The sequence below is a fragment of the Parapedobacter soli genome, assembly GCF_025460835.1.
GTDB lineage: Bacteria > Bacteroidota > Bacteroidia > Sphingobacteriales > Sphingobacteriaceae > Parapedobacter > Parapedobacter soli.
Genome location: NZ_JAMXAY010000015.1, coordinates 68,265 through 90,894, shown reverse-complemented (window position 1 = coordinate 90,894; position 22,630 = coordinate 68,265). Strand labels below are relative to the sequence as shown.

23 protein-coding genes are annotated in these 22,630 nt (G+C 52.0%); 2 read left to right on the top strand and 21 right to left on the bottom strand.

What is annotated here, in order from left to right; genetic code table 11:
- Positions 1 to 37 precede the first annotated feature (37 nt).
- The 5 genes from lepB to NGM62_RS09015 form a co-directional block, all read right to left on the bottom strand.
- Positions 38 to 1,459, bottom strand: a complete 1,422-nt coding sequence (gene lepB / locus NGM62_RS09035; protein WP_262247293.1) for a signal peptidase I — start codon at positions 1,457 to 1,459, stop codon at positions 38 to 40.
- Between the two features lie 36 nt (positions 1,460 to 1,495).
- Positions 1,496 to 2,248 (bottom strand): 4-hydroxy-tetrahydrodipicolinate reductase, encoded by a 753-nt coding sequence (gene dapB, locus NGM62_RS09030; protein WP_262247291.1) that lies wholly within the window; start codon positions 2,246 to 2,248, stop codon positions 1,496 to 1,498.
- 79 nt (positions 2,249 to 2,327) lie between these two features.
- Complete coding sequence (locus NGM62_RS09025; RefSeq protein ID WP_262247289.1) at positions 2,328 to 3,065, bottom strand: DUF5683 domain-containing protein; 738 nt, start codon at positions 3,063 to 3,065, stop codon at positions 2,328 to 2,330.
- Entirely contained in the window at positions 3,065 to 3,982 is a 918-nt protein-coding gene (locus NGM62_RS09020; RefSeq protein ID WP_262247288.1) for a ParB/RepB/Spo0J family partition protein, read from the bottom strand. The genes NGM62_RS09025 and NGM62_RS09020 overlap by 1 nt, the downstream gene beginning before the upstream one ends.
- 6 nt (positions 3,983 to 3,988) lie before the next feature.
- Positions 3,989 to 4,786 carry a ParA family protein gene (locus tag NGM62_RS09015; protein ID WP_262247287.1) on the bottom strand — a complete coding sequence of 266 codons (798 nt, stop codon included), beginning with the start codon at positions 4,784 to 4,786 and terminating at the stop codon, positions 3,989 to 3,991.
- 125 nt (positions 4,787 to 4,911) lie between these two features.
- Between NGM62_RS09015 and NGM62_RS09010 the strand changes: the two genes are divergently transcribed.
- Positions 4,912 to 5,433: an NADPH-dependent FMN reductase gene (locus NGM62_RS09010; RefSeq protein ID WP_262247286.1), complete on the top strand. Its 522-nt coding sequence runs from the start codon at positions 4,912 to 4,914 to the stop codon at positions 5,431 to 5,433.
- 6 nt (positions 5,434 to 5,439) lie between these two features.
- Here the strand turns inward: NGM62_RS09010 and NGM62_RS09005 are convergent, their stop codons facing one another.
- From NGM62_RS09005 to NGM62_RS08960, 10 genes are all read right to left on the bottom strand, one after another.
- Positions 5,440 to 7,485: a M16 family metallopeptidase gene (locus tag NGM62_RS09005; protein ID WP_262247284.1), complete on the bottom strand. Its 2,046-nt coding sequence runs from the start codon at positions 7,483 to 7,485 to the stop codon at positions 5,440 to 5,442.
- Between the two features lie 46 nt (positions 7,486 to 7,531).
- Entirely contained in the window at positions 7,532 to 8,866 is a 1,335-nt protein-coding gene (locus tag NGM62_RS09000; RefSeq protein WP_262247282.1) for a M16 family metallopeptidase, read from the bottom strand.
- Positions 8,867 to 8,975: 109 nt separating this feature from the next.
- On the bottom strand, positions 8,976 to 10,037 hold the full coding sequence (locus NGM62_RS08995) for a beta-ketoacyl synthase chain length factor (RefSeq protein ID WP_262247281.1): 1,062 nt from the start codon (positions 10,035 to 10,037) through the stop codon (positions 8,976 to 8,978).
- Complete coding sequence (locus tag NGM62_RS08990; protein WP_262247279.1) at positions 10,030 to 11,229, bottom strand: beta-ketoacyl-[acyl-carrier-protein] synthase family protein; 1,200 nt, start codon at positions 11,227 to 11,229, stop codon at positions 10,030 to 10,032. The genes NGM62_RS08995 and NGM62_RS08990 overlap by 8 nt, the downstream gene beginning before the upstream one ends.
- Positions 11,226 to 11,480: a phosphopantetheine-binding protein gene (locus NGM62_RS08985; protein WP_262247277.1), complete on the bottom strand. Its 255-nt coding sequence runs from the start codon at positions 11,478 to 11,480 to the stop codon at positions 11,226 to 11,228. The genes NGM62_RS08990 and NGM62_RS08985 overlap by 4 nt, the downstream gene beginning before the upstream one ends.
- Positions 11,473 to 12,099, bottom strand: a complete 627-nt coding sequence (locus tag NGM62_RS08980) for a hypothetical protein (protein ID WP_262247275.1) — start codon at positions 12,097 to 12,099, stop codon at positions 11,473 to 11,475. The genes NGM62_RS08985 and NGM62_RS08980 overlap by 8 nt, the downstream gene beginning before the upstream one ends.
- Before the next feature lie 2 nt (positions 12,100 to 12,101).
- Complete coding sequence (locus tag NGM62_RS08975) at positions 12,102 to 13,253, bottom strand: beta-ketoacyl synthase N-terminal-like domain-containing protein (RefSeq protein WP_262247273.1); 1,152 nt, start codon at positions 13,251 to 13,253, stop codon at positions 12,102 to 12,104.
- Positions 13,226 to 13,645 carry an acyl-CoA thioesterase gene (locus NGM62_RS08970; RefSeq protein WP_262247271.1) on the bottom strand — a complete coding sequence of 140 codons (420 nt, stop codon included), beginning with the start codon at positions 13,643 to 13,645 and terminating at the stop codon, positions 13,226 to 13,228. Before NGM62_RS08970 ends, NGM62_RS08975 begins: the two co-directional genes overlap by 28 nt.
- Positions 13,645 to 14,934, bottom strand: a complete 1,290-nt coding sequence (locus NGM62_RS08965; protein ID WP_262247269.1) for an ABC transporter permease — start codon at positions 14,932 to 14,934, stop codon at positions 13,645 to 13,647. Before NGM62_RS08965 ends, NGM62_RS08970 begins: the two co-directional genes overlap by 1 nt.
- Entirely contained in the window at positions 14,927 to 15,679 is a 753-nt protein-coding gene (locus NGM62_RS08960) for an ABC transporter ATP-binding protein (protein ID WP_262247266.1), read from the bottom strand. The genes NGM62_RS08965 and NGM62_RS08960 overlap by 8 nt, the downstream gene beginning before the upstream one ends.
- Before the next feature lie 61 nt (positions 15,680 to 15,740).
- On the opposite strand from NGM62_RS08960, the gene NGM62_RS08955 reads away from it, so the two are divergent.
- Positions 15,741 to 18,236: a family 20 glycosylhydrolase gene (locus NGM62_RS08955; protein ID WP_262247264.1), complete on the top strand. Its 2,496-nt coding sequence runs from the start codon at positions 15,741 to 15,743 to the stop codon at positions 18,234 to 18,236.
- A 10-nt stretch (positions 18,237 to 18,246) separates the two neighbouring features.
- Here the strand turns inward: NGM62_RS08955 and NGM62_RS08950 are convergent, their stop codons facing one another.
- Genes NGM62_RS08950 through NGM62_RS08925 form a run of 6 tightly spaced genes read right to left on the bottom strand, consistent with a single transcriptional unit; the run spans position 18,247 to position 22,629 of the window.
- Positions 18,247 to 19,242: a BtrH N-terminal domain-containing protein gene (locus NGM62_RS08950; protein ID WP_262247262.1), complete on the bottom strand. Its 996-nt coding sequence runs from the start codon at positions 19,240 to 19,242 to the stop codon at positions 18,247 to 18,249.
- Positions 19,243 to 19,250: 8 nt separating this feature from the next.
- Positions 19,251 to 19,652, bottom strand: coding sequence for a hypothetical protein (locus tag NGM62_RS08945; RefSeq protein ID WP_262247261.1), 402 nt, complete (start codon positions 19,650 to 19,652; stop codon positions 19,251 to 19,253).
- 6 nt (positions 19,653 to 19,658) lie between these two features.
- On the bottom strand, positions 19,659 to 20,123 hold the full coding sequence (locus NGM62_RS08940) for a hypothetical protein (protein WP_262247259.1): 465 nt from the start codon (positions 20,121 to 20,123) through the stop codon (positions 19,659 to 19,661).
- Positions 20,116 to 20,553: a hypothetical protein gene (locus NGM62_RS08935; RefSeq protein ID WP_262247258.1), complete on the bottom strand. Its 438-nt coding sequence runs from the start codon at positions 20,551 to 20,553 to the stop codon at positions 20,116 to 20,118. The genes NGM62_RS08940 and NGM62_RS08935 overlap by 8 nt, the downstream gene beginning before the upstream one ends.
- A 4-nt stretch (positions 20,554 to 20,557) precedes the next feature.
- Positions 20,558 to 21,694, bottom strand: coding sequence for a beta-ketoacyl-ACP synthase III (locus tag NGM62_RS08930; protein WP_262247256.1), 1,137 nt, complete (start codon positions 21,692 to 21,694; stop codon positions 20,558 to 20,560).
- Positions 21,694 to 22,629, bottom strand: coding sequence for a hypothetical protein (locus NGM62_RS08925; protein WP_262247254.1), 936 nt, complete (start codon positions 22,627 to 22,629; stop codon positions 21,694 to 21,696). Before NGM62_RS08925 ends, NGM62_RS08930 begins: the two co-directional genes overlap by 1 nt.
- Position 22,630: the final 1 nt, after the last annotated feature.

Sequence of the window (22,630 nt, the reverse complement as noted above, 5' to 3'; positions counted from 1 at the left end):
CTGACTGTTAGTGTGTTGTACAGAATTTAAGGGATGACTATTTAATGCCCATAAAAATGCGGTTCCACCGTATTTTGTCGAAGAAAGTGCCTTTTTCGTCCCAGCTGAGCCATACAAACAGCGCCTTGCCTACGATATGGTCTTCGGGTACGAAGCCCCACGTGCGTGCATCTTCTGAATTGTGGCGGTTATCACCCATCATCCAATAGTAGTCCATATTGAAAGTGTAGCTGTCGGCCTTGTTACCGTTGAGGTATATGCCGTCATCGCGGCTTTCCAATTCGTTCCCTTCATAAACCCGGATGGCGCGTTCGTATAACGGGAATGTCAGGCTGTCTAGCGTAACGGTCCAGCCCTTTTTAGGGATGATCAACGGTCCGAAATTATCGATGTTCCAATGGTACAGTGGGTTATTCGGGAATATTCCCGACTCGTTGGCATCCTGATGCCTGATATTGGGTACGATCTTGGTCACATTTGCCCAGCTTTTTACCTCCTCGTATGCCTTGTCGGTGAGGAAAAGCTGATAGGGTTCGCGTGCGTAGGGGTTTGATTCGATACGCATGTCCGTTAGCCGCTGTGGGTTCAGCCCGGTACCATCGGTATAGACGTAATAATCCATCTGGCTGTGCGGCGGTTTGAATCCAGGCTCTCCATTGACGTATAGGTCCGCTCCACGCAATGAAATCGTGTCGCCCGGTATCCCCACAGCACGCTTGATGTAGTTCTCCCGTTTGTCGATGGGTCGGCTGAATGGTGGGTCGGCCTCCATGGGATAGTTGAACACAACCACATCGTTGCGCTCGATATCCTGGAAGCCAGGTAGGCGTTTATATCCGATTTTTATTCCCTCCCAGTATGCTTTCCCCCCGATAATCGGCATGGTGTGGTGGGCGAAAGGGAATGCCACCGGGGTCATCGGTACCCGGGGGCCGTAATTCAGTTTACTCACAAATAGGAAGTCGCCCACGAGCAGGCTTTTTTCCATGGAGCCGGTAGGGATCATATAGGCCTCGATGAGGAAGCCCCTAATCAACGTCGCTGCTACCACCGCAAACACAATTGCATCTGCCCACTCCCGTGCAACGGTTTTTTTGTAAGGGTATTTCTCTTTGAACTCGGCGGTGGCCGACCTACCCAGGTAAACCACCTTGGGGTCATTGCCCCACCACGGAAGCACTACGAATGGTAAGATAACGGTAGCCGCATATTCCCAAAACCGTCGCTTACCGAAGCATTTCACCAAATCGAGGTACAGTCCGTAAAAGATGAAGATATTTACAATAGGAATGAGTAGCAATGCAATCCACCAACCGGGGTGCCCCGTTATCTTGGTGATTACGTATTCTCTGTAAATGGGTATGAGTGATTCCCAGCCCTTACGGCCAGCTTTTACGAAAAGCTTCCAAAGTCCGAAATGGATAAGGACGAGGATGATGGCAAAGACAATATATCCCATATGTGAGGTTTTGTTCGTTATACGATTATTTGCAAGTTATAATATACGCCCGCCAAAGTTAAACATTTCGGTCACTTCATAAAACCCGGAGCGGCCCTGTATCCATTCGGCCGCTGCTACGGCACCCAGCGCGAAGCCCGCCCGGCTATGGGCGGTATGCTTGAATTCGATCTGGTCTACCTCCGAACTGTAGAGCACTGTATGCGTGCCCGGAACTTCGTCGATGCGGTGGCTCTCGATGAGTAGCTCATTTGCCTTCGGAACAGCCTCTTCACCTTCACCAACCAAGTTGTTTATCCACGACGTTTTGGCACCGATTTGGCCAATGATCCCTTCGGCAATGGTAATTGCCGTGCCGCTTGGAGCATCCAATTTCTGGGTATGGTGGATCTCCTCCACCTGCACATCGTATTGCTTGTAAGGGTTCATCGCCGCTGCGAGCAATTTGTTGATGTGGAAAAACACGTTGACTCCTATACTGAAGTTAGAGCCATAAAGCAACGTTTTGTTACCAGCCAGGCATCGGGTTTTGACGGCTTCTAACTGGTCGTACCAACCTGTGGTGCCTACCACGATGGGTATATCGGCATCGAAACATAAATCTATATTGTCCACAGCGGCCTCTGGCCTGCTAAAATCAATGGCTACGTCTATTTCATCTAAGTCGGCAGCAGTGATTTGTTCACGATTGTTTTCATCCACGATAAGTTGGATGCGATGGCCACGCTTCTGGGCAAAACGCTCGATAAGCTGCCCCATTTTGCCATATCCGAGTAATGCGATGTTCATGTTGGTCGTAAGTCTTTAGTATTTCGAAATTTAGTCGTAAGTCCAATCTATTGTTTCCTGTATCTTGTCCATTCACTGTCTAAAACCTGACATTTATCTTCACCCCTACCGTATAGGGTTGGGATTGGTAAGCCCAAGCGGAGCCGGGTGTAACCAAAAGTGTTGGCCCGATGTTGAATGCGAGATCATCCCCGATTTCCCAGCGGTTTTTCAGCATCGAGTTGACGTAGGCCTCCACAGCCTGAAGCCCCCACCATCCAATCGTTACCAATACCGTGAGGTCGCGGTTACGGCGGTAAAAATCTTTCGCAGAGATCATATAGTCTGTAATCTGGCTGCCAGCGCCAAGCTGCGGGTATTTTGTGTTTGGAGGGATAGCGTGGTTGTTATTTACACGATATTGCACTTCACCTAGGATATCGTGGTAATATCGGTTGTTGAATTCGAAAACCAATACGGCACTCACAAAACCGCCATAGATGACCGGAACTTTGAGCCACCACCAACCACCATTGGTAATCTGCCCCCAGCCGGGCACCATCAACGAGCGCTTCCAGGGCCGGTTTGATAACTCTTCTAGCGCCAACCGGGCAGAGTCCTTGAATACGACCTGAAGCTGCTCATCGGCCTCACGTTCACGTTTTTCCCGTTGCCGCCTCTCCCTCCGGGTCTCGTCGGCAAGCGTATCGGTAGCGGATGTGGTTAGACTGTCGGTAACTTTAGGAATACTATCGCGCTTTAGGCTATCGGGCTCTTGTGCTTGGAGCGTGCCCCAAACCCCCGTTGCCAATAGCAAGATAATAATCAGTCGATTCATCACCAGTCCAATAATTCGAGAATCCGATTCAGGTCATCTTCAGAGTGGAAAGGGATTTCGATGGCTCCCTTACCCTTTTTATTGGCAACTTTTAACCTAACCCGTGTTGAAAATTTCGACGCTAGGTCGTCCTCCACCTTTTGGTATTGGAAAGACAGTGGTGTGGACTTCGGGCTTTGGGCAGCCCCGCGGTGGCCTTGCTGTTGTATGCCACGCACCAGCTCTTCCGTTTTCCTTACGGAAAGCCCCTTTTTCACAATTTCACGGAAGATGTATAGCTGCTTGTCGATTTCGGGCACGTTGATCAACGCGCGTGCGTGGCCCATACTGAGTTGTCCGTCGCGGATGGCCGCCTGTATGACGGGCGGAAGCTTCAGTAGCCGGAGGTAGTTGGTTACTGTAGATCGGTTTTTGCTCACGCGTTCGCCGAGCTCCTCCTGTTTGAGGTTACATTCTTCAATCATCCGTTGGAAGCTCAGTGCCACTTCCATGGCATTGAGGTTTTCGCGCTGGATGTTTTCAATGAGCGCCATTTCCAACATCTGCTGATCGTTGGCTGTACGCACATAAGCCGGGATCTCCGTCAGGCCGGCGAGTTTGGCGGCACGGAGACGGCGTTCCCCACTGATAAGTTGGTAGTTCCCCCCGCGCTCGGCCTCCCGCACGGTAATGGGCTGGATGAGCCCTTGGAGCTTGATTGAGTCGGCCAGCTCACGAAGCGCTTCCTCGTCGAAATCCGTACGCGGCTGGAAGGGGTTAACGGTAATCTGCGAGATCTGGATATGGCTCATGCCGGCCATGGGCCGATCCCGCATGCCGCCCACGCTGCCGGCAGGTTGGCTTACACCCTCCGCCGAGTCGTCGAGTAATGCACTTAATCCCTTGCCCAAACCTATTTTCCGTTGTTGTGCTGCCATGGTCTACTATACGCTTACGTGTTCTGCCTCTTCCTTGATAAGGTTGTTTTTCTGGAGTATTTCCCGTGCCAGGTTCAGGTAATTAATCGCTCCTTTGCAATTGGCATCATGCATGATGACAGCGATCCCGAAACTTGGAGCCTCACTCAACCGTGTGTTGCGCTGGATGATGGTATCAAACACAAGTTCGTTGAAGTGCGATCGTACTTCCTCCACCACTTGGTTGGAGAGCCGCAACCGCACATCATACATGGTGAGGAGGATACCTTCGATTTCCAGGGCAGTATTGAGCCTGTTCTGTACGATTTTGATGGTGTTGAGTAGCTTCCCTAAACCTTCTAATGCAAAATACTCACATTGTACGGGGATGATGACCGAGTCGGACGCCGAGAGGGCATTGATGGTGATGAGGCCCAAAGAAGGTGAGCAGTCGATCACGATGAAATCATACTCATCTTTCACTTCATCCAAAATACGCCGCATTTTATATTCCCGCTCATGCAGGTTGATCATCTCGATCTCGGCCCCCACCAGGTCGATATGGGCAGGGAGCAGGTCGAGATAGGGCGTATCGGTATGTTGGATGGCCTCACGTGGGCTGAGATCATTTACGAGGCACTCGTATATGCTGGCTTTGACCGTGCGCGGGTCAAAACCGATACCCGATGTTGAGTTGGCCTGCGGGTCGGCATCTACCAACAGTGTTTTATACTCCAGTACGGCCAAGCTGGCCGCCAGATTGATGGAGGTAGTTGTTTTACCCACTCCTCCTTTTTGATTAGCTATTGCAATGATTTTACCCATGGGTGATGAAAAATTAGCGCTCTTTTTGTTTCGCGCCCCAAAAGTATCCATTAATTCGTACTTTTGGGCATTTAAGCAACTGCGAAAGCGACGGGCTAAGATACGCTTTTTTAATTTAATCTCTTATGGTAACCATCATATCCGGTACGAACCGTCCACATAGTAATACGTTTAAACTCGCCACTTATTATCAGCAAAAACTTACCGAACGGGGTGTAGCCGCACAGATTCTTTCGCTCGCCGATGTGTCAGCCGATTTCATTACGGCCACGATGTATAAAAACCGTAGTGCCGCATTCCAGCCCTACCAAGACCAGGTTACGGCCACCGAAAAATTTATTTTTATAATCCCTGAATACAACGGCAGCTTCCCCGGAATATTGAAGACTTTCGTGGATGCCTGCCAGTTTCCCAATAGCTTTTTCAATAAGAAAGCAGCATTGGTAGGACTGTCTAGCGGTAAATATGGGAATGTGCGCGGTGTTGACCACTTCACGGGTGTATGCCATTATGTGCGTTTGAATGTACTGCCCTTACGCATACACATTCCCCATATCTTCCAGGAGCTAGACGAACAGGGTAATCTTTACCGCGAAGACACGCTCCGGTTCACCAACGAACAGATTGACGAATTCATTCGTTTCTAAGTTGCCCTATTGCAATTCTTCGTCACTGATTTCACCGTTGATCACTACCGCTTTGGTCACTGCCTTCAGTGGCATGGGAACCATTTTATTGACAATCGAAACGGTTTCGGGCAGCTGTATGCCGTCGTAAGTGCCATATTGCTCGATGGTAATTTCACCCGAAAGCTCACTTTCGGTTTTCAGTTTGAGTCCTGATGATACACTGAAATAAACGGTGGACGTATTTGGCCCCTGGGTCACCTTTACTTTGTAGGCATCCTCGTCGTTTACTTTTGTAATCCCATCCAGTTCGAGTGCCACATCGTCTTCTCCATATGTGAGTTCGGGGAAAATCTCCAATAGCGATTGGTATGCTGCAGCAGCTTCCGCCGGCAGTTCTTGTGATTGCCCTTGGGCGGTAACGGTAACTTTAGCAGGGGTAACCACCACCTTGGATAGTACCTGCGGACCTAATTTCGTGTTCTGTACCGCAACCCCTTTGTTTTTATCCACCAATTGTTCTATCGTAATTGCCATTCCCTGGATCTCGGCCTCGCTCACCGTTTTGATGGTGTTGACCGCGGCCAATTTTTCCTTTCCGCCGATGGCGTCGAGGTATGTATCGATTACCCCTGCCGCGGTGATATCCGCGTCGGTGATTTCCATCTTCACTTCTGGATCACCTGTTACAGTGTAGTATTGCACAGCACCGAACCGAGCCATCTGATCAGCGAAATCGTCGGTCTTGCCTACAATGGTTATTTGCAGGTTATCCCCGTGCACGTAATTGGTAGCGACGGCATTGATCTGGTCTAGTGTCAAAGCATCCAGGTTTTTCAGGTAATTCTGGTAGTAATCTTTGGGTAGCTGCTGGAGCTCGGTATTGATGGCAAACCGGGCGATGGTAGCGGGTTGTTCCAGCGACCGCCCGAAGCTCCCGGCTAGGGATGCTTTGGCCAGATCGAGTTCTTCCGGGGTAATGGTACGTTCCCCGATGCGTGTCAGCTCATTGATAAGCTCATGCGTAGCGCTATCGGTTACCGCATTTCGTACACTGGCACTGGTATTTAGCACAGCTACCAGCTTATCCGGGGTGATGCTGCCGTAGGCACCATACGTGTAACCTTTGTCTTCACGCAGGTTTTGGAAAAGCCTTGAAGAAGCACCGCCACCGAGTATCTCGGCTACCACCGAGACGGCGATGACATCCGGGTTGTTGGGTTTCAGCTGCAGGGGGTACCCTACATTGATAACCGATTGGGCACTGGTTGGACGGTTTACAAGGACTACCTTGTTCCCGACCGGCACCTGTGGCGTTGACCACTCGTGGCTCGGCACGTCACCGCGTTTCCAATCCGAAAAATATTTCGTTACCAACGCCTTGGCTTCCGATGCAGTGATGTCGCCCACGATGGCCAAATAGGCAATATTCGGTTTGAAATAGGTGTCGTAATAGTTTTTGATATCCTCCAGCTGTACGTTTTCCACGGTCTTTTCGGTTTCCGTTTCACCATAAGGGTGGTCTTTGCCGTACATTACCGCATTCCGCACCACCCTTACGATGCTATTGGGGTTTTCTTTGGCGGCAGCTAAACCGGAGATGGCTTGCTTTTTTTGCTTATCCAACTCGGATTGGGGAAAAGCAGGGTTGAACAGGACGTCTGCGAAAAGCTCCAGCAACTGGTCGTTGTATTTTTTGAGCGACGACGCATTTGCCGAGGTAGACGATGCACCTATACGGGCACCGATGCGGTCAATGGCCTCGTCGAGCTCGTCCTTACTTCTCGTGGTTGTGCCACCCATGAGCATTTCGCCTACGAATGTGGTTAGCCCTGCCTTGTCACCTTCTAAAATCGGGTCGCGGTCTAATACCAACGAATACGTCACACGTGGCAGCTTGTGGTTCTCTACTACAAACACCTTCAACCCATTGGGCAATGTGAAGGTAGCGGGAATACCGATGTTGATCTCTGGGGCCGGCCCCGGCTCGGGGTATTTACTGCGATCTATTTGTGCAAAAGTGGATGATATACCGCAACAGGCCAGGAAAAGAAATATGCTGATCTTATTCATTGTTATCTTATTTATCGTCATCGTTTGAGCAGTTAGACGTTATTCATTATTCGGCATCGGCAGGTTTAGGTAGGTAATACAGTACCACCCGCCCGTCTTTGCCAAGGTATTCTTGGGCTACGCGGTGGATATCCGCGCGCGATACCGCGTTGTATTTGTCCATCTCCCTATTTACCTCATTGGCATCACCGAAAAAGATTTTTGCTTCCGCTAGGCTTTCGGCTATGCCGGCAACAGAAGCCTGGCGGCTTACTACCGCATTTTCAACCTGTGCCAGTAGCTTTTGGAAATCGTCTTCGGATATTCCGTTGGCGATTACCTTGGCCAATTGCTGGTCGATGGCATACTCCAATGAATCGGCCGATACACCCATGTTGGCAATTCCGTATAGCAGGAATACGCCGCCGTCTTCCAAGTCGAGTGGGAATGCGGCTATCGCAACTGCCTTTTGTTGTTTATCCACGATCTCTTTGGTAAGGAGTGAGCTCTTTCCGCCGGTAAGGTAAGTGGAGAGCATGCTCAGTGCATGGCTGTCTTTATGCTTTTTCGGCGGCAGGTTATATGCTTGGATAACAGCGGGCAGCTGGATGTTGTCATAGACGATGTCGCGAGTTTCGTCAGTGCGCCGGGGCTCCGTCACGTCTGGGCGGTTAATTGTGCCGATACCCGTTGGTATCTCGGAGAAATACATACGTATCCATTGTTCCGTCTGGTCGTAGTCGATATCGCCTGCGATAGAAAGGACAGCATTGTCCGGAACGTAATAGGTTCTGTAAAATTGCATGAACTCATCGAGCGTTGCAGCGTTCAGGTGGTCGAGTGAACCGATAACCGACCACCGGTAGGGGTGTACCAAATGCGTCCGTTTGAATGTTTCCTGCAAGATGGTACCATATGGCTGGTTGTCTACGCGCTGCCGCATTTCCTCTTTTACCACGCTGCGCTGGGTCTCTACGCCCACGGTATCTATTTTGGCGTGCAGCATCCGCTCACTCTCCATATATAGGGCGGTTTCGAGGTAATTTGCCGGAACCACTTCGTGGTAATAGGTCACGTCCTGTGTCGTGTACGCGTTGAGTGTGCCGCCGATGGATTCGATTTTTTTCATGTACTCGCCCCGGCCGATGTTTTCGGTACCCTCGAAGAGCAGGTGTTCGAAGAAATGTGCAAATCCAGTACGCTCGGGGTTTTCATTTTTCGAGCCCACGTGGTACATCACCGATACGGCCACAATAGGGGTGGTGTTGTCGCGGTGCATCAATACGGTAAGACCGTTGTCTAATTTGAATTCCTTGAATTCAATCCTGTTCTGGGCCATGGCAATGTTGCCTATGCAAAGCGATATGCCCAAAAATGTGGAAAGGATAGCGATTTTATTCATTGTGCTAGATGATGGTGACAGTAATATTAATGTGTTTATCCGTTGGATAATATTGCAAGTTTACCATTCTTGGATGATAAACAGTGCGGTTTGTTACAATTTTCGCATGTTATCGCTCTACTAGTACCAAGCCGTGATTCTTCCCCCGCCGTTGGGTGTAGATGAGTAGGCGTGAGAGCTGCTGTGGCTGTGGTCCGCTGACGAGCAATGCCGGTGGAATATGTTGCTCGTGGAGGATCTGTATACTCAATGCCAGTGCCGCGGCGATCACCGTATCGTACTCGCCCAACACATGTTTGAACCCCACGCACGGTATTCCCGCAAACTGGGCGTTGGTCACTTCGTGGTAAAGACTGTCATAACGCGAGTCGCCGTTGTATCCCATCAGTACACCATCAATCGCGCTGGTATCCAGACCATGTTTTTGAAGAAAGCGCGTTATGAGTATTGTGCTATCATCGGTTTCCAGGCATGTTTCAACGGCTACCACTTTGCCTAATGACGATGGAACCGGACGCTGTGATGCCACAAAAAACGTAGAACCCTCTGCTGCGATTTCACCTGTGGTGGCGCCCGCCGCCAAGGGTGTCGGCACAGTGGGTTCGTTGCGCTTGAGGTAGCCGGCCATGTCCCAAAACGTAGTAGTTCGCTCACCGAGTTCGTCTACGGCGCCAAGTAAGATGGTCTTGTCGGGATGTTCGCTCAAGTATATCATCCCGTCGAGCAATGCCGATTCGAATGAATTGGCATTGTTCACATAGGTCATGTTATACCCGTTACATTTAAGGGCTAGTGCGATAGCCGCTGCTGCCATGTTATGGGTAGACTGGATGAACGGTGTGGGGTTAAGTGATTGGCCCTCATCGGCCAGTATCGCTTCCACAAAGCGCTCCGAGTCGCGGAGGCAGCCCAGTCCTGTGCCGGTGATGACAGCATCGATTGTTGTCCTCCCTGCTTGCTGCAGGGCCCGTTGCGACGTGAATATTGCCATCCGCATGCTCTTGTTCATACGGCGTAGTTGCAGTGGCGGGATGAGTGCTTTATAGTCGGGGTCGCGTGCGGGTATGGGGTTTTGTGCATACGACACTATGCGGTCGAAAAAATAACCAGGTTCGGTGGTTGGCTGGATGGAGATACCGGCCATACCATGGATGTAGAGGGGCTTAATCATGGGCATTTGAAAATAGCAGGGAGCTGCAGTTACCCCCGAATCCGAACGAATTGGATAGCACATGGTTGATTTCGGCAGGGAGCAGTGTAGTCTGTGGCACAATGCCTAGAGCTTCAATGGGCTGCGAAAAGTTCAAATTGGCAAATATTTCCTGGTGCTGCAGTGCCAGGATGGAGAAAACCGCCTCGATTGCCCCGGCGGCGGCCAGCGTATGGCCTGTAAACGCCTTTGTGGAGCTAAATGGTGGAATCGATGCTGCTGTGCCATAGATACGGAGAAGGGCCTGCCCTTCTGCCAGGTCGTTGTTCGGCGTGGCGGTTCCATGTGCGTTGACGTAGCTTATGGCGGCGGCTTCCATTCCGGCTACTTCCAACGCCTGCTTCATGGCAAGGTATGCCCCGTCACCGTTATCCGACGATGCGGTTTGGTGAAACGCGTCGTTGGCGTGGCCGTAACCGGTAAGGTAGGCTATTGGTGCTTTTGATGCCGCATCTGCGCGTTCCAGCACCAAGTATGCGGCGGCTTCGCCGAGGTTCAATCCGTTGCGTTGCTCGTCGAATGGACGGCAATGGCCGTCGGTATATATCATGAGGGAATTGAACCCATTGATGGTGAAGCGCGACAGGCAATCGGTACCGCCCACAATGGCACGATCGAGCAGTCCGGCTTTGATCATCCGCGCCCCCAGCATGATGGCGTTGGCGGCCGACGAGCATGCGGTGCTGATGGTAGTTACGTAGTCAGTTACCCCAAGATAGTGGGCCATCTGCTCTGTAGCGTAGCCGCAGGGATGAGTTGGGATAAAATGCCGATGTGTTTCTACCACGAGGTAATCGTCGTAATAACGTTCGGTAGCATCCATGCCGCCCACAGTGGTAGCGGAGATGAGCCCGGTCCGCTTGCCGTCGGCCAAGCCGATTCCGGCAATAGCTTCTTTTGCGGCGATCAGTGCCAGCAATGTGGTGCGTGTATAAGCTTCTCCGGCAGGGATTTCCAGCCGTTGGGCCAGCTCGTCGTTGGTGATGCCCACCTCACCGACCAGCAGGTTGCCGCAATGGGCTGAATCGAGCAGTTGGATAGGGCCTATCCCGTGGCGCGATGCTTGCAGCGAACGGTAGTTGGCCGGCACATCCATCCCGATGGCCGAAATGGCACCCATTCCAGTAACGGCAACCCGGGTAGGCGTGCTCATGTCCGGTTGGCCTCAATAAAGTCGGCCATGGTTTGGATGGTTTCAAAAACTTTGCGCCCCTCTTTTGGATCCGAAAGCTTGATGCCATAGCTTTTGTCCAGCATCACGATGAGCTCCAGTGCGTCGATGGAATCCAGCCCGAGCCCATCGCCGAAGAGGGGCGTATTATCATCCAAGTCGGCCACGGTCAGGTCTTCCAGATTCAATTGCGCAATGATTTTGGCTTTCAGCTCTTGTGTCAGTTCACTCATCTTCTTCGTTATATAATCTTTTCAAATACTCTATGCTGTGTGTTTGGCTGCCCGAGGTGCCGATATGGTATAACAACAGGTCACACTGCCCTTCCGTTATTTCTGTCCACCCACAAAGGGCACTTGCATCCGCCTGCTGGTTATCCAATGTCGCATTTGCGTAAGGCACCAGGAATTCGGGCAAATAGCGGTCAAAAATAAAGAAAACATTCTCGCTTTGCAATTGGTGTCGGATACTGATTTCGCCCATGGCAATATTGGGCAGGGTATAGACGAATGTTGCCGGACTGGCCACAGGGTTGTCGGCCCGGAAAATATCGTGGGCATGCCGGGCGTCTGAGATGTAGCTCGACGACCGGTTGGCGAAGATCAATGCCGTATGGTGCTTATACCGCCCCGATTCGCGGGCAATGAGCTCGGTAGCGATGAAAATGGCTTTGCAGAGGCCGTCCATCTTATGGAATTTCGGATAATCGATAGCCAGCTTCCTATAGGCCAACTTGAGGAAATCGCCTAATGGGGTCGACGGGTCGGCACCTAAGAATTCCTTGCCATTTACCCGGATGGAGCGACCGCGGATGGTGCAGAAGGCAGTTATACGGTAGTTGTGCAGTTCCATGGTCACACGTTTTGGAAGATCGTGGCAATGTTGCATCCACCAAAGCCCGAGGCCGTTTTCAGGAAGGCGTTGAGCGGGCGTTGCGTGGGCTGCGTAATGATATTCACCGGTTGGCTGGTGCCCTGGTGGGCGAACCCGGCCGAAGGGACCAGCTCACTGTTTTTCAGTGAGTGGATAGCCATCACGGTTTCGAGTAAGCCACTTGCCCCCAACGTGTGGCCGAAATAACCCTTTAGGCTGTGTGCCGGCACCGCGGATAAACCGCACCGCTGGAATGCAATGGCTTCCATCTCATCGTTGTAAACCGTGGCGGTGCCGTGGGCCGAAATGAAATCCAAGGCGACGTCGCCGGCTTCATCCATTGCTTCGCGGATACTCAGGTATAACCCTTCGCCCGTGCGTGAAGGCCCCGATATGTGATTAGCATCGTTTGATGAGCCCACACCGCTTATCTTCACGGCGCCGGCTACGGGTACCGTTGAGAGGTACACCCCGGCTACCGCTTCGCCTAAGTTCAGCCCTTTCCGGTCGCGGTCGAAGGGACGGCAGGGCCCGTCGGCCAGCGCCTGAAATGCATCGAACCCCGAAACGATAAATTTCGATAACTCATCACCCCCCACCACGACAGCCCTTTTGTACTTGCCTCCGTAGCGGAGCAGCCGCCGCGCTACAGAGATGGCCAGCGAGCCCGAAATGCATGCATTGGAAATGGGGATAGGCTGGTTTTCGAATCCGAAGTAACGCCCGATAGCTGCAGCCATGGCGGGAATGCGTGCGCGCTGCTCGGGGAAGGCCGCTCGCGGATCGCCGAGTAGTGAAACATTGCCCTTGGTGGTCGAGAGGATCACCAATGTCTCACCGTCCACCGGGATATCGTGCCTGTTGATGAGCCGTTGCAATGCCAAAATGAACAGCCGCTCTAGTCGTGTGTAATGCGGCGCGTCGTTGATGAGGTGGCTCCAGTACCCCTCGTCAATCCGTGCAGCATAGATGGTATGGTCGCATAGGTGTGTGTCCATAATCGGTACTATCGCCCGGTCGTTATTCCGCAGCCGCTGGAAGTTCAATTCGCTCCCGATGCCTAACGGGGAAATGGCTTCATCGCCGATTATGTATACGTCATGCTTCATCGTAGGCCGTGTTTCAGTTTCCATTCGGCAAAGAACGGCGGATTGGTGAGCATCAATTCGCCGCCTGTGTCTGTGAACACCTGCGTCGTCTCGCCGATGGCTACCACTTGTTCCGCGGCGTTGGATATCGTATAGCGGAATACCATCTTGGCCGCAGCATTATTTACAAATACGGTTTCGATATCGGCCCATTCGCCATAGCGTAGCGGTAATTTATATTCGCATACGCATTTTACCACCGGCGTGAGGTACCCCTGCTCACGGATATGCCGATAGCTGATCTCCATAGCATCGCCGAACGCTTCGCGGCCGTCTTCGAAGTAGGTGATGTAATGGCCATGCCAAACGATGCCCAAAGGATCTGTCTCATTAAAACGTACGCGGAAGCGGGTGCGGTATCGGAGGGTCTGGTTCATCAGCTTATTTTCTTTCGTTTGTCGTAAAGGATAGCGGCCAGTAGCGTAACCACAAAAAATGCCAGTAAATAGGCTAGTGGCCGCGCAATATCGGCGGCGGAGCCATTGCGCAGGATAACATCGTAGAAGGCCGAAATACCCCAATTCATCGGTGAGAATGCCGATATCTTCTGCATGATTTCGGGCATGATAAAGGTGGGTACCCATACGCCGCCCAACGCCGCAAGGATAATGACGAAGATTGCACCGAATGGTGCCGATTGTTCTTGGGTTTCGGCGACGGTACCAATCAGTATGCCCAGCCCGATGGCAGCAAGACCGGAGACGAAAGCTATAAGTAGCATCAACAGGAATTTCCCGCCTGGGTCGAACTCAATCAGGCCGATCAACGGGAAAACGTATTTGGCGATTACCAACATCAGGATGAATTGTATAAGGCAGATAACCGAATAGGTGAGTATTTTGCCGCCTAGAATGATGGCATATGAAACCGGACTGGTACGCAGCCGGATATAAGTGCCAAGGTTTTTTTCTTTGACCAGGTTGATGCCCAGCGGCACTACGATAAAAAATATGCCAAACAAAATCCACGCCGGCACATTATGCTGCACGGCATTGGGGATGATACCATCGTTCCCTTTCTGGGCTATCGTTTCCCTAAATGTGATGATTTCACCGTTCAGCAGTCCCGGATCCTCTTCCAACCCCATCTGGTCGATGAAGACGCCATATATTTTCCGCACTTCTACTTTCGCAAGGAGTTGCTCGATGTTGTTCTTTACGCTGTTTCGGAACGTTTGCCCCGCCGCAGGGTCAAAATAAATGGTAATTTCCTGTGTTGCCCACTTCTTTTCTTTTTTTTGGCCCGGGATGCTGTCGGTATCGGTCAGGGCAAATTCACCTAGGATTTGATCCACGTTGTGATTCACCTTTTCATTCAGCTCCTGGCTGATCCCTTCGGGGATGATGAGGGCGATCTGGTATTTCCCCTCGCTCACCAGCTTCCGGGCGTGCATTTCATCGATGGCCATACCGTTGGTTTCGGTGACCAACTGGATGTGCGGTGTCTCGTTGAGGTTGTCGGCGATTATACGGCCGATTTCGCTGCTGTCATTGTCAACCAGTACAATGGGGAGGGTGGATTCGCCCACCGCTTTGAATGTGCTTTCCTGGATGAGGGTAATGGTGATGATCAATACCGCTGGCATGAAAAACAGGATGGCGAGGCCTCCCCAGTCGCGAACCAATAAGAGCGCTTCCTTATATGCCGATATCAGGAGTTTACGCATAGTCTCTCAATTGGCTGCCCGTGTGGTGGATAAATACATTTTCGAGGGTGTCGGCACCCGGTATCGATGCGATCAGCTCGTCAGGCCGCCCCTCCACCACAATTCGGCCTCCATCGATGATGGCAATTTGCGAGCAGAAGTGCTGTGCCTCGTTGAGATGGTGTGAACTGTAGACGATGGTGGTACCCTGCCCGTTGAGCTCGTTGAGCAATCTCATGATGACCTCTTTGGATTGCACATCCACACCTACGGTCGGCTCATCGAGGAAAAGCACATTGGGCCGGTGGAGGATGCCCGCCAGCAGGTTGACCCGCCGTTGCATACCGCCCGAGAAGGTCTTGATGGTTTTTTTTCTGAAATCAGCCAGCCCTACCCGTTCCAGTCCTTCTGCAATACGGCCCTTTAGGTCGGCCCCGGCAAGCCCGTATAAACTTCCGAAGTAATAGAGATTCTCCTCGGCAGTGAGTGTTGGATAGAGCGCGTATTCCTGCGGCACCACGCCCAGCTGCTGCTGGATGTCACGGCCGTGTCTACGGTAATTCAGCGTTCCGAACCAAAGTTCTCCCGAAGAGGGCTTAATCATTCCACATAGCGTGGAAATCAGTGTAGTCTTACCGGCACCATTCGGACCCAATAAGCCAAATATCTCCCCCTTCCGGATGGAAAGCGATAAGCCACTTAGTGCATACCGATCGCTGCCCGTATATCGTTTGGACAGCTCTTGTATGCGGATGATTTCGTCCATGGGACGAAAATAAGGAAAGTTGGGGACTTGGATGCTTTTGCGGTAATTTTCTTATAATTGCATGATGTACCGAAATCTCTTTTCTGCGTTGCTCACGCTGCTGGTGGCGGGAGCCTGCTCCACGAAAGTAACAACTGGCGGCAGCGCGACCATCTCGTTGCAATGGGAAATCCTTGACTCTCCCTATCCGGGAACGGACGAAACGCTTTCCAAGCTGACCATCACCAACAACTTGTCCGATACGCTGGCGGCGAGCGGGTGGTCCATATACTTCAATACCGGTGTAGCACGGGTGGCCGATGTTGACAGTTCCGTGGCCAGTATCGATATGATTAACGGCGATTTCTTTACCCTCTACCCACGTCAGGGGTGGGCGCCTTTGGCCCCGGGCGAGACAGTCGAAATCAATATCATGTCGCGTAGGCTCCGTAATATCACCGATATCCCTAGAGGGTTCTACTTGGTTTCGGCAAACTACCCAAGCGGCATATCCTTGCCCATGCAGGTGAAGCCGTTTGCCAAGGCAGATAGTTTGGAGATGGTGCTTGCCACCCAGATATACCATCAGAATAGCCGTATTGTAGATATGCCGGTGGCGCAGTTGCCTCCGGTGCTGCCTACACCGGTAAGCTACGCCTATACGGCGGATGTCTTTACGTTGACGGCCGCGGGTATGACCATCTACGCCGATACCGCATTCACCAAGGAGGCTGCGTACCTGAGGGATGAGCTGGCGACGGTGCTCACGCACCCCCCGAAGCTGGTGGATGAGCCCGTCGGTGCGTCGATTGTACTCCACCACCAGCAAGGTGTCCATCCCGAGGGATACCGGTTGCTGGTCGATGCTGGCGGCGTGGCGATTGAGGCGTCCACCCCGGCAGGGGCATTTTACGGTATCCAGTCGCTCAAAGGACTTTTATCACCGTCGGCATGGGCCGAAAAGAAGGCGTCGATTACGCTGCAAGGGGTTACCATCACGGATGAGCCGCGGTTTTTACACCGCGCGGTGATGCTGGATGTATCGCGTAATTTCCAGACCAAAGAGCAGGTAATGAAAATATTGGATCTCCTGGCACTTTATAAAGTCAACGTGATGCATTTCCACTTCAGCGAAGACGAAGCCTGGCGGCTGGAGGTACCGGGGCTCCCCGAGCTCACCGAGGTTGGCGCCCGCCGGGGGCATACGCTCGACGACACGCAGTGGCTCATGCCATCGTATGGCTCCGGCCCCGATGTAGACAACGCGACTGGGAGTGGGTTTTACAGCCGGGCCGATTATATCGAGTTGCTGCGGTATGCATCCGCACGGCATATCCGCGTGATACCCGAAATCGAAACACCGGGACATGCCCGGGCGGCGATAAAATCTATGGATGCCCGGTACAACGCTTTTATGGCCAAGGGCGATACCGCAGCTGCAACACAATACTTGCTGCGCGATCCCAACGACCGGTCGGAATACCGCTCGATACAAAATTGGGACGACAACATCATCAATGTAGCTTTACCTTCTACCTATACCTTTCTCGAAAAGGTGGTGGATGAGCTTATTGCCATGTACAAGGAGGCGGAGGCACCCTTGGAAACCATTCATTTCGGTGGTGACGAGGTGCCCAATGGTGTATGGGAAAAATCGCCTGCCGTGCAGCAGCTCATGGCATCAAATACCGGTATTGTGCACGTGGATGATCTGTGGTATTATTTTTTCAACCGCATCAATAAGCTGTTGCAGTCGCGTGGGCTTTACCTATCGGGCTGGGAAGAAATTGGAATGAAGAAAGCTGTTGTAGACGGGCGGCGTATGATGGTGGTGGAGCCCCGCTTCACGGGGGAGAATTTCCATACCGATGTGTGGAATAACCTCGGCGGTAACGCCGATCTCGCCTATCGCCTCGCAAACGCCGGCTACAAGGTGGTGTTGACCAATGTGACTAACTTTTATATTGACTTAGCCTACAATGATAGCTATTACGAACCGGGGCAGTATTGGGGCGGGTATGTAGATGTAGAGAAGCCCTTTCGGTTTGTACCGTACGATTACTACCGCAGTTTAGACGATAAAACCATCGGCGAACGGCTTACCGAAGCCGGAAAGGGTAACATTGTCGGCCTACAGGCTCCCCTTTGGAGTGAAATCATCACCTCACCCGAGCGGATGGAGTATTTACTGTTGCCCAAGCTATACGGCTTGGTCGAGCGTGCCTGGGCGGCTGCACCCGCATGGGCTACTGAACCAGACGAGGGCAAAGCGGGTGCTTTATATGCTACGGACTGGTCGATATTCCTGAATACCGTTGCCAAGCACGAATTGCCGCGGGCAAACCATTATGCCGGTGGGTTTGCCTACCGCATCCCTACTGCTGGTATAATTGAGCAGTCGGGCCAACTTCATGCAAATGTCCAGCTCCCTGGATTTGTTATCCGCTACACCACGGACGGCAGCGAGCCTACTGAACAGAGTGCACGCTACACCGAACCTGTTGCGGCTGAGGGTAGCGTAGCATTCCGTGTCTTTAACGGTGAAGGGCGGGGCGGACGAACGGTTTATTGGAAATGACGGTGGTTGGTTAAATATCCTTTTTCAACGCTTTAAAGAAGCGCTCCTCCCTGTCGGCAAGCGCCAGCAGCTGATCGGATAGCTTTTCGTAGACATCGCTGCCCGACTTGCGGTTTTTGTATATCCGTGAGATATCCAGCGCAAAATCGCGCCACGCGTCGCCGATGGCGGTCATTTCTTCTGATCGGCGAGCGAGCGCATCGTTGTTGAGCAGCGCACTCGCCTCCTGCAGGAAAGCAGCGTAAATGAACCGGAAGCCGCCGCCGCCGGTGCCGATCTCTTCCTGCATGCGTACCAACTGGCCCAGGTAATGATTGGTTTTCTTTACGCCGATTGTCTGTGGCCACTTACGGATTTTCCGCGCCACCCACCGCATCGCCCGCACGCCCAAAATGGGCACGGGAGCCAGCATGTCGTTGCACGTCTGGCGGATACCCTTCCGGATGGCTTGCGCCAAGTCGAGCCGGTCCGGCAACCGCTCCAGATAGTACAGGTGACCCTTCGGTGGCAGCGCACCCTTGGCAAACCGAACCCGTTCCAGCTCGGGCTCCGTGAGCCTCGTGGTGTAATCCATCACCGGGTCGCTGATGAGGTAGCCCGTGGCATCCTTGCCATATACCACCAAGTTGTGCGCGTTGAAATGGAACCGGTACTCGTCCGGGAAGTAGGTCAGGTGGTAAACCCCCACCTGCAATCCCACGGGAATGCCCTGGGCAAGCTTTTCATCAAGTGCAGCCTGTGCCTTTCCGGGTGAGGAGAACCGCTGGTGCTTTACCTTAATGCCCAACCGGCGGGCCAGTTTGCGGAAAATGTTTCCGGGCATGGGCCGGTAGCTGAAGCCCGGCGCAAAGTTTACTTTGAGGAAAGGCAGGTATACAAAAAACAATCCGCTACCAATACCGAAAACCATCGGTTCGGACAAACTGACTCCTTGGTGGTTCAACAAGTTAGATATAACCCCATTTTCGCAATGGGCGGATTGACGGTGTTCAAAAGCAATGTCCATATAGTAGTCTAATCAATCGGCGATTTCAATTGTGCCACGGTGATGCCGAAGACATCAGCATATTTTTGGAGCGTTTTGTCTTTTAGTTTGGCGAACCGTTTGGGCCGGAAATGGCGCTTTACGAACCAGCGGTGTATGCCCGCATAGCTGGCTAATAAAGGGACATCCATGCGGTGTATCTCCATATAATAAGCGATAGGACTCAATTCTCCTGCAGCAACAGCTTGTTTAGTGGCCGCTACCCGCTCATCGATGAGTTTGAGCGACTCATTTAGTGCCAGGGTCTTTGCTTCCCACCCCCGGCTTGGCACTGCCGTATACCGGCCGTGTTCGTCTACCGCGTAACAAAGTTCGTGGACGTTCTTCTTGGCCAAACTGCTATCGTCCTGTGGTACGTCATCCTTATTCATTATCACTCATTCGTCCTTGGTCTGTAGCAACATTTTCATCGTCGCCTGCAGGGCAACCTCTCCATCCACTGATATCGTTCCCTGGATATTGCAAATCTTCAAAAAATCCGAGGTAAAAACAAGTTCGGTAAGCGTATGGGTATGCAGTTCCTGCCCCACATCCGCTAGCTTTGCCACATGGAGGTCCAGGATGGTGCTGATCACACCGAGGTTATCCTTCTTCTTATCCCAAAGCACTTCATCCGGCTCGATGAAAAAATAATTGAGGAAGACGAAGCTGGTCTGGGCTAGGTTTTCAAGCATGCCCATTTCCGATAACTTGCCGTGGGCAACGAACAGGCAGTCGGGTGTAACCAAAAATGCCGTTTCGGTTTCCAGGCCATTTACCTGTACCACGCGGTCTACCAATACCATCGGCGGCCGATGGGGGATAAGCTCTTCGATAGGGGGGAAGGTCATGGCGTTATTCACCTTCCTTGGCTATAACCGTCCGCATTTCACCGGTGGCAATCAGCCTGCCTTCGCACCTCACTTCGCCCAGTACGGCGGTGACACCAAACAGCTGCTGCAAGATATGGATGGTAGTGGATATTTTTTGGCCAGTATGGGGTAGGTGGTAAACTTCGAAATTTTTGATAGAACCGATGTATCCTACCGGTGGTGACAGGTCACGCGTGAAATAATCGTATCCCTGATGCAGGGCAATGGTCTGCGCAAAATGCTCAATGACACCCGCCTCGGTAAGTGTCCCCTTACTGCTTACCAACACATGCTGTTGTGGGATATCGAAAGAAGAAACGATACGGTGGGATTCGTACTCGACCAACTTATCTACCAACACAAAGGGTGGGCGCTGCGGAATCAGGTTACATATTTGCTCTTGCGACGAAATGAGTGCCATAACATTAGGTTACTTCTAACAACGCGTAAACATAAGAAAATCTCCCGCTTTCTGGGACCGATAGTAGTATTTTTTCACCCTTTTTGAGGGGTTTCGTGTTAAACAGCTCTTCCAACTGGATATAGCTGGAAGCCGAGCCGACGTTCCCGATTTTATCCAGGTTGATAAACCACTTCGCTTCGGGAATATCAATGCCGGCCACTGAAAATGCTTCAACGAGCCTATCTTTGAAGAAGTAGGACGAAATATGGGGCAGGAAATGGTCGATCTCATCGGCCGCCAATTGGTGCTTACGCAGCACCTCTTGGATGCTTTGTACTCCTTTCGGGATGATGTACGATTCTAGTAGCTTGATGTCTTGTTTGATGGCAAACATCGACTGCCCAAGCCATTTTTCCGGCGATGCGTCGCTCCAGGGTAGCAGCTTACCATCTACCTTGGTGGCTCCTGCATACATGCAGGTTTCTAATTCATGGGCGTAAGAGATTCCTTCCACCCAGTGGATGGCGAGCGATGTGCGGTGCTCGTTCGGTTGGTTACTGAGTAGTATCGCGGCAGCCCCATCCGAGAGCATCCACCGGAGGAAATCTTTTTCGAATGCGATGATCGGGTTTTGCTCCAGCGCCACCAGCCGCTTGGATTCATTATTGAATTTGTCTGCCCGGAGCCACGACGACACCCGTTCGGAGCCGGTGGATACGGCACGCTTGGCGCTACCCGTGGCAATAGCCATGTATGCGTATTTGAGCGCATTCATGCCTGATGTGCAGATGCCGGAGGCTGAGTTGAGCTCCATCGGTTTGTTTTTCCATAGCCCGTGCACCATACTGGCATGCGAAGGCAGCAACTGGTCGGGGGTGGAGGTGCCACATGATAACACATCGATTGCCGATTTGGAAACTCCCGCCTGCTCTATCAATCGGTTTACCGCTTCAATAGTAAGCTCGGCGTTGTTGTGTGTGGGTTGTCCATCGGCACCGATAGCATAGTACCGCGAAGTAATCCGGTTGTTGCGTAGCACAATGGCACGGGCCCTGGATGGCGCGCCATTGATTACACCCAATACCGATTCCATTTGTTCGTTCGAAACCGGGGCGTTGGGTAGAAATGTTGCGATCGCGTTGATATATACGGGCGGCATTACCGGGGTATTTTAAAATAAACAGACTTGTAGTACCTTGTTTCTTTCCTAATGAAGGAAAGAAACGGCAAATGTAGTATTAAAAATAATAAACTGACAATCGGGGCGAGTACCCATATGGCAAACAACAGGTAGTAATTGAATGCCTTGAGCCATGGCTTACGTGCATCTGCTCCGGGTAATCCCTTGCTACGGATGAGCTTAGCCCACTTAGCAAACAACGTATTCGCCCGTTTATCGGTAAATACGAGCACCGGCCGGATCATCACGGCACCCTGCTCAAGCAGCTCATCTTGCAGCGTGCTGTAGTCGCCCCGCTTTAGATGCGCCAATATGGGAACCCCGAATCTATCAGATTCGGCGATGTCTTTGTCCGAAACGCCGGGCTTTGGGAATATGCCGAGATACGCGTCCTTGCGCCCGTTCATCATCCAATGTACGATGGTAATCACACTCACATGGTTGAGGTGGCGGTCTACCCGTGCGATATTCCCCACGTGGTTTGCGCCGATACTGTACAAGAGCCGTTTTACTTTCTCCTGTGCCATTACCCACATGTTGCGGCAGTTGATTACGGTGATTACCGGCTTGCCATGCAGTAATCGACGAGCAGCCTCGCTTTTCAGGAACGAGTTGAACGGAATGGACGGAGAAAGGTACCATACTTGGTAACCCAGTATGATAAGGTCATAATCTTGCTGTAGTATTTCGTTGTCAATTGGTTCTATCTCGCACGGTAACTGCAGGAACGACTCGGGGAACGCATCGAAGAAGCTATGCCCGTCCCACGGGAACGGGTAGTCGACAACGGGCTTGATCTGGTGGAACGTCAGTTCCACTGCCGCGTCTGCCGCAAGTGGCGACAGCAGCCTATCCAGGATTTCCCGCTGTTGCCCCGTTTGGGTATAGTAAATAATTAAGACCTTTTGCTTCATT